We start from the raw sequence: 12,109 nt of genomic DNA, 5'->3' as shown, positions 1-12,109 counted from the left end.
GCATGAACCTGCAGAAGCTCTTGAAGGAAGCGCAAAAGGCCCAGAAAAAGGCCGCTGAGGTGCAAGAGAGGCTAGAGACCATGACCGTGGTGGGCACGGCCCAGGGCCTGGTGGAAGTGGAGGCCAACGGCCACGGCAAGATCCTGGCCGTCCGCCTGAAGCCCGAGGTGCTCACCGCCTTCCAGGAGGACCTCGAGGGCCTGGAGGACCTCCTGCTGGTGGCCATCCAGGACGCCCAGAAGAAGGCCCACGAGCTTTCGGAAAAGGAGATGGCCCGGGAGCTGGGGGGCGTGGGCCAGGTGCTGGGCAAGCTTTTCTAGGATGCGGTACCCGGAAAGCCTCCTCAAGCTCACCCGCGCCCTCTCCCGCCTGCCGGGAATCGGCCCCAAAACCGCCCAGAAGCTTTCCCTCCATCTGGCCTTCCACCGAGAGGAGGCTGCGGAACTGGAAAGGGCCTTGGCCGGGCTCGAGGCCTTGGGCGTCTGCCGGATCTGCGGCAACCTGGCGGAAGGGGAACTTTGCCCCATCTGCCAGGACGAAACCCGGGACCGCTCGGTGATCGCCGTGGTGGAAACGGTTTCCGACCTCTATGCCCTGGAAAGGAGCGGCGAGTTCCACGGGCTTTACCACGTGCTGGGCGGGGCCCTGAACCCCCTAGAAGGGGTGGGGCCAAGGGAGCTCAACCTGGAAAGCCTCTGGCCCAGGCTCCCAGGGGTGGAGGAAGTGGTCCTGGCCACCTCCATGACCGTGGAGGGGGAGGCCACGGCCCTGTACCTGGCGGAGGAGCTCAAGCGCCGGGGGGTCAAGGCCAGCCGCCTGGCCTACGGCCTTCCCGTGGGGGGAAGCCTGGAGTACGTGGACGAGGTAACCTTGGGCCGGGCCCTGGAGGGGAGGAAGGCCCTGTAGGAGCATCCCACCCTGGTTTGCACGGGGGTGGGGCTCATCTTTGGCCTCTTTTCGGAGGAACGTGAAGAAGGGGATGGTAAAAACGGTATAAGGGCAGTATGGAGGAGGTTTTGCACCATCTCTTGGACCAAGTAGAAGGGGCTTTTGCCGCGGCCATCGGCACCCTGGATGGCCTTCTGGTGGAGGGGGTGCGGCGTAAGCGGGTGGACCTGGAGGCGGCCGTGGCCGAACATGCCGCCCTCCTGCGCCAGGCCAAGGCCGCTTACGCCGGAAGTTTGGGCACCCCTCGGGTGCAGGAGCTCCTGGTGGGGGGCCACCCCGTGGTAGGCTACGCCCAGATGGTGCGCAAAGCCAGCCCCAGACCTCAAGGTGCCTTTCCTCAAGGGCAAGGCCACGAGGAACTCTTTCTCCTTCTCCTGATGAAGCCGGAGGCCAACCTGGGCCAGGCGCGCTTGCAAACGGCCAAAACCGCGGAAAAACTGGCGGAGGTGGCGGGATGGCTTACCTAGAAAGCCTGGCGCCCTTTGGCGTCAAGCGGGCGGTGCTTACGGGCTTGGACGGCCTGGTCATAGAGGCCCTAGGCCGGGGCCACCCCCCGGCCGAGGTCCTGGCGGCGGAGCTGGCCTCCCTGGTGCGCCACATGACCCCCTTGGCGGAGGCCCTCTCCGGAGAGGTGCGCCGGTTCACCCTGGCCACGGACACCCACGAGATCCTGGCCCTACGGGTAGGGGAGTACGTCCTGGGGGCGGTGGTGGAGCGGGGCATGGACCGCAAGGCCATCGGCCAGGAGCTTTCCCGCATCGCCCTTAGGGTGCAAAACCTCTGAGCTGGTATAAGGAGGCATGGTGGAGGAAGTCCTACAGGAACTCCAGGCCATCAAAGGGGTGCGGGTGGCGGCCCTCCTCAGCGAGGATGGGTTCGTGGTGGAAGAGGCCAGGGAGATGGAGGCCCCCGAAGCCAGCCTCCTTTCCGCCCGGGCCGCCACGGCGTTGGGCACCGCCAAGGCCTTGGCCCAGACCCTGGGCCAGGAGGGGGTGGAGGAGGTCATGGTAGAGTACCCTGAGGGGGCCCTGCTTTTGGTGCCCCTTCCCGGCTACCACCTGCTCCTTCTCCTGGACAGCGTGCGCAGCCTGGGACGGGTACGTCTGGCCTTGAAAAGGGCCGTGCCCAAGCTAGAGGAGGCGCTTAGATGAGCGAGCTAAAGCTGGATATCCAAATCGACAAGGACATCGCCCTGGGCCGGTACACCAACCTGGCCCTCATCGCCCACACCAAGAACGAGTTCATCCTGGACTTCGCCCTGCTGCAACCCCAGGGGGGGGCCATAGTGGTGAGCCGGGTGATCACCAGCCCGCAGCACGCCAAGGCCCTGCTCCGGAGCCTGGCGGAAAACGTGGCCCGGTACGAGGAAACCTTCGGCCCCATCCCTGAGCCGGTGGCGGAAAGCCAGGCCTAGGGATCAGGGCCACGGGACCCCCACCCGGGTTTCCGCCCAGGTGGGGATCCTTATTGGAGGTTTTCCCGCCACCAGTCCAGGTAGGCCTCGAGCCGGGCCATGCGGCGGTCTGGCCTGCCGGAGCGGGAAAGTTCGTGCCCCTCCTCGGGCACGCGGAAGAACCGGGTCTTTACTCCCAGGTGGAGGAGGGCGGTGTACCAGGTTTCCCCCTGGTCTATGGGGCAGCGGTGGTCCTGCTCGGAGTGGACCACCAGGGTGGGCGTCCTCACCTGGTGGACGTGGCGCAGGGGGCTTTTTTCCCACAGCACCTCGGGCCTCTCCCAGGGCTTGGCGAAAAGTTCCATGAAGGTGAAGCGGGGGCCGATGTCGCTGGCCCCAAAGAAGCTGAACCAGTTGCAGATGCTGCGGTCGGTGACCGCCGCTCGGAAGCGCTCCGGATGGCGGGCGGTGAGCCAGTTCACCATATACCCCCCGTAGCTACCCCCCGCCACCCCCACCCGGGCTGGGTCCAAGGGAAAATGGGTCAGAACGTGATCCAAAAAGCCCAGGAGGTCCCGCTCGTCCCGTTCCCCCCACATCCCTTCCAGGAGGGCGAAGTCCTGGCCGTAGCCCGTGGACCCTCGAGGATTACAAAAAGCCACGGCATACCCTGCCTGGCGAAAAAGCTGGAACTCCAGCATGGGGGCCCGGCCAAAGGCGGTGTGGGGCCCCCCGTGGATGTAGAGGATCAGCGGATGGGGGCCCTCCCCTTGCGGAAGCAACACCCAGCCCGGAACCCGGTGCCCCTCGGGGCTTGGCCACTGGGTGTACACGGGCTCGGCCAAAGGGGAGATAACGCCCTCGTTGGGGTCAAAGAGGCCCAGGGGCCCCTCGAGGCGGGCCGGACGGGTGAAGTCCTCGGTAAGGAAAAAGAGGCCCCGCTCGGTTATGGCGAAGGAAAGAACGCTACCTTCCGCGGCCACCACCTCAGCCTTTCCCTCTAGCCCGACCCGGTAAAGCCGGGCCATCCCCTCCTCGGTGCGCACGACATAAACCCCGTCCCCACCCCACTTAGGTCCTTGGGGGTGGGCGCCAAAGCGGAGATCCGAGTTGAGGGAGTTGTGTAGGCTCCCCTCAAGAAGGACCCGGGCTTGGCCCCCACGTAGGTGGTAAAGCCGGGCCTCCGTACCCCCACCCCGCTCAAAGGCGTGCCCTAGGAAGAAGAGCCCTTCCGGGCTCCACTCCAGGGCGAAGATGGGGCCAAAGCCCCCGTAAACCTTCTCCAGCGACCCATCCCTAAGGCGGTATAGGGTGTCCCGCCACTCCGCCTGGGCCTGCACATCCTCGGCCATCACCAGGTAAAGTCCCTCGGGGGAGGGCACCATTTCCTTGGGAGCGGGAAAGCGGTCCAATAGAAGCTGCTTCTGACCCCCCTCGAGGGCATAAAGGGCCACATTCCCCTCGGGCAGGAGGCCCCGGCCATCAAACTTGAAGGGCCATCCCTCGTACATGCGGGGGCTTCCCGGCTTGGGAGCCTCCTTCAGAGCCAGGAAAAACACCTCCCCTTCAGGACCCAGGGCGTAGTCCAAGACCCCCGGGGTTTCCGTAAGCCTCTCCGCCTCCCCACCCCTTAGGTCCAGGCGGAAAAGCTCCTGGACCTCCCCCACCTTGCGCAGGAAGTAGACGTAAGGATGGGCATAGCGGGGCTTTTTGGCCTCCTCCTGGGTGAGAAAGCGCAAGGCCCCGTCAAAAAGGGCCAGCCGCGAACGGTAGCGGGGAGGGTCCCCCTCCTGGACGTCGGTAAGGAGGAAAAGGGGAAAGCCCTCAGGGCCAGGGGTAAGGTCCGACAGGAAACGGAGCTTAAGGAGGATTTCCGGTCCCATACCCCCATAATACTGACCGGTCATTCGCCTGTCCCCAGGCCCGCCTTTCCGGTAAGCTGGGCGCCATGGACCGGGACGAGCTGGTGCGCTACCTGGACACGTACCTGCGCCTAGGGGACTTCCCCCAGGATGCCTCGCTAAACGGCCTGCAGGTGGAGGGGAAGAAGGAGGTGCGAAAGGTTGGGGCGGCGGTGGACGCCGCCGAGGCCATCTTCCAAAAGGCCAGGGAGGAGGGAGTGGACTTCCTCCTGGTCCACCACGGCCTTTTCTGGGGAAAACCCTTCCCCATCGTGGGCCACCACAAGCGCCGGCTGGAGCTCCTCCTCCAGGGAGGGATCAACCTCTACGCCGCCCACCTTCCCCTAGACGCTCACCCCGAGGTGGGCAACAACCACCAGCTGGCCCGGGCTCTGGGTCTGGTGGAGCTGGAACCCTTTGACGTGGGGGTAAAGGGCCGCTTTCCCCTGCCCACCCCCTTGGCCCAGGTGGCGGACATGCTGGGGCAACTCACCGGGATGCAGCCTTTGGTCCATCAAGGGGGCAAAGGCCTGGTAGAGACGGTAACCATCGTATCCGGCGGGGCGGCCAGCCTGATAGGCCAGGTGCACACGGAACTCTTCATCACCGGGGAACCCAAGCACAGCGTCTTTCACGAAACCTTTGAGCGGGGCCTTAACGTCATCTACGCCGGCCACTACGACACCGAGGTCTTCGGGGTCAAGGCCCTGGCCCAGCACCTGGAAGCCCGCTTTGGCCTACCCTGGGTTTTCCTGGACCATCCCACGGGGCTATGAAGGGCTTTTTCCTCACCCTCGAGGGCCTGGACGGCTCGGGTAAGACCACCCAGGCCCGGCTCCTGGCCCGGTTCCTGGAAGAGAAAGGCATCCGGGTCCGCCTGACCCGGGAGCCCGGCGGGGGGCTTAAGGGGGTGCGGGACCTTCTCCTAGAGGGAGAGGCCCTCTCTCCGGAAGCCGAGTACCTCCTCTTCAGCGCCGACCGGGCGGAACACGTGCGCAAGGTCATCCTTCCCGCCTTGGAAGAGGGTTACTGGGTCATATCCGACCGCTACCTGGACTCCAGCCTGGCCTACCAGGGCTATGGCCATGGCCTTCCCCTCCCTTGGCTTCTAGAGGTGGCCAAACGGGCCACCTTGGACCTGAAACCCCGCCTCACCTTCCTCCTGGACCTGCCCCCGGAGGAGGCCCTTGGGCGGGTAGCCACCCCCGACCGCCTGGAAAGGACGGGGCTGGAGTTCTTCCGGCGGGTCAGGGAAGGCTACCTGAGGCTGGCGGAAGCGGAGCCCGAGCGCTTCCGGGTGGTGGACGCCACCCGGCCGGTGGCGGAGGTGCAAGCGGCCATCCGGTCCAGCATCCCCCAGCTCTTCCCCTGAGGGAAGGGCATCTCCATCTGCCATAATGATCCTATGCGCATCCTTCCCGCCCGGTGGCTGGCCCCCTGGGTCCTGGGGCTGGTGGCCCTGGCCCAGGGCCTATCCTTTCCCAAGAGCACCCTTTACGTGGAGCAAGGGGGAAGGCGCCACGTCCTCAAGGTGGAGGTGGCCGACACCCCGGAGCGCCAGGCCCAGGGCCTCATGTTCCGCAAAGGCCTGGGGGAGGACGAGGGTATGGTTTTCCTCTTCCCCACCCCCACGGCCGGGGGCTTCTGGATGAAAAACACCCTCATTCCCCTTTCCATCGCCTTCTTCGACCGGCAGGGGGTCATCTTGCGCATCCTGGACATGGAACCCTGCCCCAAGGATCCCTGCCCCGTGTACTACCCTGGGGTGGTCTACCAAGGGGCCCTCGAGGTGAACCAAGGCTGGTTCCACAAAAGGGGCCTCACCCCCGGGGCCCGGGTGGGCGGCGAGGCCCTGAAGTTCTGGCCCCGATAGTGGAACGGAATCCCTTTCTTCCCATCGCCGCCTTCATCCTGATCATCGGGCTTTCCGTGGTCTCCTTCCTGGGGTACATGCTGGCAGCCCGAAGGCTCCAGACCCCCCCTCCCCCCCAACGGATCGTGGTGGAAACGAAAGGGGGCACCCACACCTTGAAGGCCCGCCTAGCCCGCACCCCCGAGGCCTGGCGCCGAGGCCTGGGGGTGCGGGGCGAGGACCTGCAGGCCCTCCTCTACCTTTTTCCCGAGGCCACCGACGCCCCTTTTAGCACCGAAGGCTACCGTTTTCCCGTGCTCCTGGCCTTCCTGGATGCCCATGGCCGGGTGCTGCAGGTGGTCCAGCTGGAGCCAGGAAAGAGCTACGCCCCCGGCCTCGCCTACCGGGGGCTTTTAGAGGTCCGAAGCGGGGTGTTGAGGCTGGAACCAGGGGATCGGGTGCTTCCCTAAACCGCCTTATCCCGAACCCTTCCCAAGGCCCTTAGTCGCTATCCTTGCCGCCGCTCGTGGACTCCCCACCTTCCGCTTTGGAAGAGGAATCCTTCTTGGCGTAATCCTTCACGTGCCACCCCGAACCCTTGAAGATGATGGCGGGTGGGGTGATAACCCGCTTCAAGGGCTCCCCGGTCTCCGGGTGCGCCTTAAGAGGCTCATCGTGGAAGCCCTGTTCAAACTCGTAGTAGTTACCCGTCTCCAAGCCCTTGTAGACGTAAACCGGCATACCCACCCTCCTGTTTGCCCATTTTGACACTCAACTAGCTTGAGTGTCAAGAGGGGGGAATGGTACCCTTCCCCCGTGGACAAGCCCAGCCTGCGCCGCCACTGCCTTCGCCTTTGGCGGACCCTGGACCGAGAGAGCCTTTCCCGGCAGGTGGCGGAGACCCTGGTGCCTTGGCTGAAGGGGCGGGGCTTCCAGGAGATCCTCCTTTACCATCCCCTGCCCCACGAGCTCAACCTCCTTTCCCTCACCCAGCTTTACCCCGCCCGCTACTACCTGCCCAAGGTGGCTGGCCTGGGGCTCACGGTACACCCCCTGGGCCCCTTGGCCCCCGGGCCCTTCGGCCTTTTGGAACCCACCACCCAACCGGTGGACCCTGAGGTCCTGGAGCTGGTGGTGGTTCCTGGGTTAGCCTTTGACCAGGAAGGCTACCGCCTGGGGCACGGCAAGGGGTACTATGACCGCTTCCTGGCCACGATCCGGGCCGAGAAGCTGGGAGTGATCCCCAAGGCCCTTCTGTTTCCTCGCCTCCCCCGGGACCCTTGGGATGTGCCGGTAGGCTCCTTGGCCACGGAGGAGGGGGTACATCCGGTGGGATGACCCATGGGTCAAGCCTGGGGATGCTACACTTAGGCCCATGCAAGGAGCCCTTCTGGACCGGGACGGGGTTCTGCTCCTGATGGACGAGGAAGCCCTTTACAAGAGAGCCCTGGAGCTTTCCCTCCATGGAGCCGGGCTTGACAAAACCTTGGCCGTCCTGGCCTGGGCGGTGCGGGAGGTCAACGAAGCGGTCCGTACCCTAAGGGTGCGGACCCTCGAGGAGGAAGCCGCTTTCTGGAACGTCCTGGCCCAGAAGGTGGCCGAGGGGCTTGGGCTTTCCGGTTCCGCTAAAACCCCCTTATCCGCAGAGCTCCTCTCCTGGCGCTATTACCACTTCATGCGCAAAGCCCCGGGGGCGGAAGCCCTGCTCCGGAGTCTGAAAGAACGAGGGCTCAAGGTGGGCGTCCTCTCCAACACCCTGCCAAGCCTTTGGGAGAGCCTGGCCTACCATGGCCTAGACCGGTACGTGGATGGCTTCTTCGCCTCCTGCTCCCTGGGGGTAGCCAAGCCTGACCCTAAGGCGTTTCAGATGGCCCTAAAGGGCCTGGGCCTAGCCCCCGAGGAGACCCTTTATCTGGACGACGATCCGGAAAACGTGGAAGCGGCCCGCAGGCTAGGCCTGCGGGCTGAGGTATACAACGTCTACCAAAGGGCGCTGGGCAACTGAATCCGGAGGATCTTCCCCCCCACCCCGGTAAGCAGGCGGTCCGAGGCTTCCACACCCAGTCCCCAGGCTTCGGCAACGGGTACCTCCAGCAGCAAAACCTTGGCCACGGGACGCACAGGTACGGGGCTTCTCTCCTCCAGTCCCCCTTCATCCCAGGCGCTAAAGGCTATGTCCTCGCCAGCATTAAGATTAATCCGATAGAGGCGGCCCTTTTGGCCAACCGTTTCCAAGACCAGGAGGCTTTTGGGGTCCGCCCAGGCTACTCCAGCCACCCGAGCCCCCACTTCATCCAGCAGGTACACATATTCCGCATAAAGACCTACAGGGTTGGTTAAGAGGAGGACCAGACGCACAACCCGGCTTGGGCAGTTGCAAAGGGGTTCAGCATTGACCAGGAGCAAGTAGTTCCCAGAAGGATCCAGGGCCAGGTGGCCCTCCCGCAAGCTCTTAAATACCGGCGGCAAAACCCCCTTGCCCCCAGGGGCACCCACAGGCACATAACGTTGCCCCCCATCTTCTAGGGCGCCCACCTTCAAAACCCAAGGGGGAACCGCCGCCAAAGCACCCGAGGCACTCCCGATTTCCTGGAGCCCCGTAGGGGTTAACTGGTAAACCTTCTCCTCTGTGAGCACCACGGTATGCCCCAAACGGGTACCCAACCACCGGCCAGCTACTTCCAGGTTCTCCACCTTAGCCTCCTCCCTGGAAGAAGCCGGAACCCCGGGTTGGGAAGGAGGCCCAGGAACCTTGGACAGCTGGGAACCCACCAGGGAGTGCAAAGCAGCCAAAGCCCGGGCCAACTGGTATCGGTTAACCTGCGCCTCAAAGCCAAACGAGCCGTCGGGATTGGGATCCATCAAGCCTGTACCCAACACCTTTTGCACCGCTTTCGCCGCCCAGTGGGAGGCCGGCACATCCCAAGGAAGGGGTGCCTCCTTAGCCAAGGAAAGTTTGTCCAAAAGCTTGGCCAACACCACCGCTAGCGCTCCCCGGGTCAAGGGCTCAGTGCCGCGAAAGGTGCCATCGGGATATCCCGTGACCAGCCCCCAGGAAACCACCAAAGCCAAGGACTCTAATGCCCAGTGCCCCTGAGGCACATCCCGAAACCTCACCTCTCGGGCTTCTGCCCCCATGTCCTTAAGCACCCGCCCCAAGGCCGTAGCCAGCTGGTAGCGATTTAAAGGCTCCTGACCACGGAAAGTACCATCAGGATAGCCCTGCATCCAACCAGCCCCCACCACCCGCTCCACCTGTTCGGCCAAGGGACCTGAGGGGATATCAGAGAAAGCCGCCAAAGACAAGCCTGCCAAAAAAAGCAACCCAACTCCAGTCCACTTCATAAAGACCCCTTGGCAAAGAATAACCGAGGGGTCCGGATCCTGTCCAGACCCCTCTCGGATTCCAAAGTCTAAAGCACGGGAAGCTCGGCCACGGTGACCACATCTACCGCTGAAACCCCTTGGCGGAAGACGGCAAGCCGCCCCACCACATGCCCTCCCGCCCGGAGCACCATCCGCTCCATGGCCTTCATGGTTTCGCCGCTTGACACCACATCGGAGACCAGGGTCACCTTCTGGTTGAGAAGCTTTTCAGCAAAACGCCGGTCCAGCCAGAGCACCTCCCCCACCCCTAGGGTGAGGGTCTGTACCTCCTGGATGATGGGATCCTCCATATAGGGGCGGCGGCGCCTTCTGGCCACCACATAGGGCAGGCCCATCTCCTCCGCCAGCACATGGGTGAGGGGAATGGGGCTGGTTTCCGTGGTAAAAAGCACCTCCGTGCCCGCAGGCACCAAAGGCTTTAAGGCCTGGGCCGCCGCCCGCACCAACTCAGGGTCCCCCAAAAACTCCACCAGGGGGATGCGCCGTCCTGGTAAGGGCTCGATGAGGGGCACATGCCGGGTAACACCACCGATGGCAATGGGATAAGTTTCCATAGAACCTCCTATTCCGGCCGAAAGAGAGGCAGATGACCCAAGGCGATGACATCCTGGCGGGGCGTACCCTCAGTGAAGACCGCCAGAACCGCCACCACCTGGCCCCCCACGCTCTCAATGAGTTCCCTAAGACCGGAAAGGGTGGACCCTGTGGACACCACGTCGTCCACAATGGCCACCTTCCGCCCCCGGATGAGGGGGATGTCCGCCCCATCCAGCACCAAAAGCTGCGGCTTGCCCGTGGTGATGGAAAGCACCTGACGGCTCACGGGGTTGATCATGTAGGGCTTTTCCGTCTTCCGGGCTACCACGTAGGGCCTCTTGGTAATCCGGGAAAGGGCGTGGGCCAAGGGCACCGCCTTGACCTCCGGGGTAACCAGGGTTTCCGCCTCGGGGGGAAGGTGCTTGGCCAGCTCCTCGGCGGCGGCCTCGGTGAGCTCGGTGTCCCCCAGAAGGTTCAAAAGGGCCACCGCCACATCCGGGCCCACCTGGACGATGGGAAGCTCGCGCCGAACCCCAGCGATCTCCACAGGGTAGGTCCTCACGCCGCTAGTCTATACTCTAGGTATGCTAAGCGCCAAGATTGAAACCCTGGGCGTGGACCCCCAGAACGGGAGCGTGGTGGTTCTGCTCAGGACGGAGAACGACAAACTCCTTCCCATCGTCATCGGTCCCCTCGAGGCCCACCACATCGTGGTGGCCCTGCAAGGGGAAAAGCCCCCCCGCCCCTTAACCCCAGACCTTCTGCTGTCCGTGATGGAAATGCTCCAGGGAAAACTTCTTCGCGTGGAAATCATTGACCTGCGAGACGGAACCTTCTACGCTCGCCTCATCCTGGAGCACCGGGGCATTGAGCTGGAGGTGGACGCCAGGCCCTCCGACGCCATGGCCCTGGCCCTAAGGGCCGGGGCCCCCATCCTGGTGGCGGAGGAGGTGGTGGAAAAAGCCGGGGTGGAGGAGGCTAGCCTAAAGCCCCACGGAGCAGCGGAAGCCTAGTGCAAAGGGCCCTTCTCCTCCTGCTTTTCCTGGGGCTGGCCTTGGGCCAGCGCCTGGCGGTCATAGGGGATTGGGGCCAGGACACCCCCGGCCGCCTGCAGGTGGCCCGGCTCTTTCGGGCGGAGCATGCCCGCAAGCCCCTCGCTGCCCTTCTTACCGCGGGGGACAATTTCTACCCCCGGGGGCAGGTGGTGGAGGGCTTTCTCCGGGAGCTTCCCCCCGTGCCCCTCTACCCCGCCTTTGGCAACCATGACACTCCCCACCTGGAGGAGCAACTCCGGCGCTTCCACCTGGAACGGCCCTACTACCAGGTGCGCCTGGGAGCAATAGAGTTCCTGGTCCTCTACACGGAAGGAAACCTCAGGGCCCAGCGGGCCTGGCTAGCCCAGGCCCTTAGCCACAGCCAAGCTGCTTGGACGGCGCTGATCCTCCACCGTCCCCTGTACTCCTCGGGGCTACACGGGGGGAGCCCGAGCCTACGAAGCCTTCTCGAGCCTCTCTTACGCCAGCACCGTATACCCCTGGTCCTGGCGGGCCACGACCACCACTATGAACGCCTCCAGGTGGGCCCCACCACCCACCTGGTGGTGGGAGGAGGGGGAGCCAGCCTTTACCCCACCAAACCCCCTTCCCCCTACACCCAGGCCCTGGCGGTAGCCCACCATGCCCTCTTCCTGGAGGCGGAAGGGAAAACCCTGGTGGGCTTGGCCTTGGACCCCAGCGGCCGGGTGCTGGATCGCTTTGTCCTTAGGAAGGGCTCCCCATGACGTGGACGTGCACGTGAAAGACCTCCTGCCCCCCCTTCTCCCCCACGTGCACCTGGACCTTGTAGCCCTCTAGCCCCAAGGACCGCGCCACCCGGTTGGCGGTGCGGAAAAGGGCCCCGAGCTTCCTCTCCCCCTCCTCCGTGTCGGGGTAGTCGGAAAGCTTCGCGATGTGCTCCTTGGGCACCACCAAAACATGCACCGGGGCCTTAGGCCTTATGTCGTGGAAGGCCACAAAGCCCGCATCCTCGTAGACCTTCCGGGAAGGAAGCTCTCCGGCGATGATGCGGCAGAACACGCACTCCATGGGGAAA

General features: G+C 64.3%; 20 protein-coding genes. 14 read left to right on the top strand and 6 right to left on the bottom strand.

Features of this window, described 5'->3' with window-relative positions:
• Positions 1 to 2 precede the first annotated feature (2 nt).
• The 6 genes from L0D16_RS04470 (at position 3) to L0D16_RS04445 (ending at position 2,362) form a co-directional block, all read left to right on the top strand.
• Positions 3 to 320, top strand: a complete 318-nt coding sequence (locus tag L0D16_RS04470) for a YbaB/EbfC family nucleoid-associated protein (protein WP_243030240.1) — start codon at positions 3 to 5, stop codon at positions 318 to 320.
• Position 321: 1 nt separating this feature from the next.
• Entirely contained in the window at positions 322 to 906 is a 585-nt protein-coding gene (gene recR / locus L0D16_RS04465; protein ID WP_243030239.1) for a recombination mediator RecR, read from the top strand.
• Positions 907 to 1,004: 98 nt separating this feature from the next.
• Entirely contained in the window at positions 1,005 to 1,415 is a 411-nt protein-coding gene (locus tag L0D16_RS04460) for a roadblock/LC7 domain-containing protein (protein WP_243030238.1), read from the top strand.
• Positions 1,403 to 1,732: a roadblock/LC7 domain-containing protein gene (locus L0D16_RS04455; protein WP_114312908.1), complete on the top strand. Its 330-nt coding sequence runs from the start codon at positions 1,403 to 1,405 to the stop codon at positions 1,730 to 1,732. The genes L0D16_RS04460 and L0D16_RS04455 overlap by 13 nt, the downstream gene beginning before the upstream one ends.
• Positions 1,733 to 1,751: 19 nt before the next feature.
• Positions 1,752 to 2,099, top strand: coding sequence for a roadblock/LC7 domain-containing protein (locus tag L0D16_RS04450; protein WP_243030284.1), 348 nt, complete (start codon positions 1,752 to 1,754; stop codon positions 2,097 to 2,099).
• On the top strand, positions 2,096 to 2,362 hold the full coding sequence (locus L0D16_RS04445) for a DUF3467 domain-containing protein (RefSeq protein WP_243027513.1): 267 nt from the start codon (positions 2,096 to 2,098) through the stop codon (positions 2,360 to 2,362). The genes L0D16_RS04450 and L0D16_RS04445 overlap by 4 nt, the downstream gene beginning before the upstream one ends.
• A gap of 50 nt (positions 2,363 to 2,412) precedes the next feature.
• On the opposite strand, the gene L0D16_RS04440 is transcribed toward L0D16_RS04445, so the two are convergent.
• Positions 2,413 to 4,224 (bottom strand): S9 family peptidase, encoded by a 1,812-nt coding sequence (locus L0D16_RS04440; RefSeq protein WP_243030237.1) that lies wholly within the window; start codon positions 4,222 to 4,224, stop codon positions 2,413 to 2,415.
• Positions 4,225 to 4,289: 65 nt separating this feature from the next.
• Here L0D16_RS04440 and L0D16_RS04435 point away from each other — a divergent pair, with 65 nt between their 5' ends.
• Genes L0D16_RS04435 through L0D16_RS04420 form a run of 4 tightly spaced genes read left to right on the top strand, consistent with a single transcriptional unit; the run spans position 4,290 to position 6,564 of the window.
• Complete coding sequence (locus L0D16_RS04435; protein ID WP_243030236.1) at positions 4,290 to 5,018, top strand: Nif3-like dinuclear metal center hexameric protein; 729 nt, start codon at positions 4,290 to 4,292, stop codon at positions 5,016 to 5,018.
• Positions 5,015 to 5,614 carry a dTMP kinase gene (gene tmk / locus L0D16_RS04430; RefSeq protein ID WP_243030235.1) on the top strand — a complete coding sequence of 200 codons (600 nt, stop codon included), beginning with the start codon at positions 5,015 to 5,017 and terminating at the stop codon, positions 5,612 to 5,614. The genes L0D16_RS04435 and tmk overlap by 4 nt, the downstream gene beginning before the upstream one ends.
• Before the next feature lie 33 nt (positions 5,615 to 5,647).
• Positions 5,648 to 6,115 carry a DUF192 domain-containing protein gene (locus L0D16_RS04425; protein ID WP_243030234.1) on the top strand — a complete coding sequence of 156 codons (468 nt, stop codon included), beginning with the start codon at positions 5,648 to 5,650 and terminating at the stop codon, positions 6,113 to 6,115.
• Entirely contained in the window at positions 6,115 to 6,564 is a 450-nt protein-coding gene (locus L0D16_RS04420) for a DUF192 domain-containing protein (RefSeq protein WP_243030233.1), read from the top strand. Before L0D16_RS04425 ends, L0D16_RS04420 begins: the two co-directional genes overlap by 1 nt.
• Positions 6,565 to 6,595: 31 nt before the next feature.
• Here the strand turns inward: L0D16_RS04420 and L0D16_RS04415 are convergent, their stop codons facing one another.
• Positions 6,596 to 6,835 carry an FmdB family zinc ribbon protein gene (locus tag L0D16_RS04415; protein ID WP_243030232.1) on the bottom strand — a complete coding sequence of 80 codons (240 nt, stop codon included), beginning with the start codon at positions 6,833 to 6,835 and terminating at the stop codon, positions 6,596 to 6,598.
• 75 nt (positions 6,836 to 6,910) lie between these two features.
• Between L0D16_RS04415 and L0D16_RS04410 the strand changes: the two genes are divergently transcribed.
• Positions 6,911 to 7,432, top strand: a complete 522-nt coding sequence (locus L0D16_RS04410) for a 5-formyltetrahydrofolate cyclo-ligase (RefSeq protein ID WP_243030231.1) — start codon at positions 6,911 to 6,913, stop codon at positions 7,430 to 7,432.
• A 37-nt stretch (positions 7,433 to 7,469) separates the two neighbouring features.
• The gene (locus tag L0D16_RS04405) at positions 7,470 to 8,099 is read left to right on the top strand and encodes an HAD family hydrolase (protein WP_243030230.1); all 630 of its coding nucleotides are present in this window, start codon (positions 7,470 to 7,472) and stop codon (positions 8,097 to 8,099) included.
• Here L0D16_RS04405 and L0D16_RS04400 read toward each other — a convergent pair.
• The 3 genes from L0D16_RS04400 to L0D16_RS04390 form a co-directional block, all read right to left on the bottom strand.
• Positions 8,075 to 9,361 (bottom strand): S-layer homology domain-containing protein, encoded by a 1,287-nt coding sequence (locus tag L0D16_RS04400; RefSeq protein ID WP_243030229.1) that lies wholly within the window; start codon positions 9,359 to 9,361, stop codon positions 8,075 to 8,077. The genes L0D16_RS04405 and L0D16_RS04400 overlap by 25 nt on opposite strands.
• A 146-nt stretch (positions 9,362 to 9,507) precedes the next feature.
• Positions 9,508 to 10,035 carry a type I phosphoribosyltransferase gene (locus tag L0D16_RS04395; protein WP_243030228.1) on the bottom strand — a complete coding sequence of 176 codons (528 nt, stop codon included), beginning with the start codon at positions 10,033 to 10,035 and terminating at the stop codon, positions 9,508 to 9,510.
• Between the two features lie 8 nt (positions 10,036 to 10,043).
• Positions 10,044 to 10,580, bottom strand: a complete 537-nt coding sequence (locus L0D16_RS04390; protein WP_243030227.1) for a phosphoribosyltransferase family protein — start codon at positions 10,578 to 10,580, stop codon at positions 10,044 to 10,046.
• 22 nt (positions 10,581 to 10,602) lie between these two features.
• On the opposite strand from L0D16_RS04390, the gene L0D16_RS04385 reads away from it, so the two are divergent.
• Together L0D16_RS04385 and L0D16_RS04380 are read left to right on the top strand one after the other, a co-directional pair.
• A complete protein-coding gene (locus tag L0D16_RS04385) occupies positions 10,603 to 11,031 on the top strand; it encodes a bifunctional nuclease family protein (protein WP_038058217.1) in 429 nt (142 codons plus the stop codon).
• Complete coding sequence (locus L0D16_RS04380; protein ID WP_243030226.1) at positions 11,031 to 11,798, top strand: metallophosphoesterase family protein; 768 nt, start codon at positions 11,031 to 11,033, stop codon at positions 11,796 to 11,798. Before L0D16_RS04385 ends, L0D16_RS04380 begins: the two co-directional genes overlap by 1 nt.
• Here the strand turns inward: L0D16_RS04380 and L0D16_RS04375 are convergent.
• Entirely contained in the window at positions 11,779 to 12,102 is a 324-nt protein-coding gene (locus L0D16_RS04375; protein WP_243030225.1) for a histidine triad nucleotide-binding protein, read from the bottom strand. The two genes, L0D16_RS04380 and L0D16_RS04375, sit on opposite strands and share 20 nt — an antisense overlap.
• Positions 12,103 to 12,109 lie beyond the last annotated feature (7 nt).

It is taken from the genome of Thermus altitudinis, assembly GCF_022760835.1.
In the GTDB taxonomy this organism is placed as follows: domain Bacteria; phylum Deinococcota; class Deinococci; order Deinococcales; family Thermaceae; genus Thermus; species Thermus altitudinis.
The sequence above is the reverse complement of the archived record's forward strand: the minus strand, read 5'-3'. Positions and strand labels throughout refer to the sequence as shown.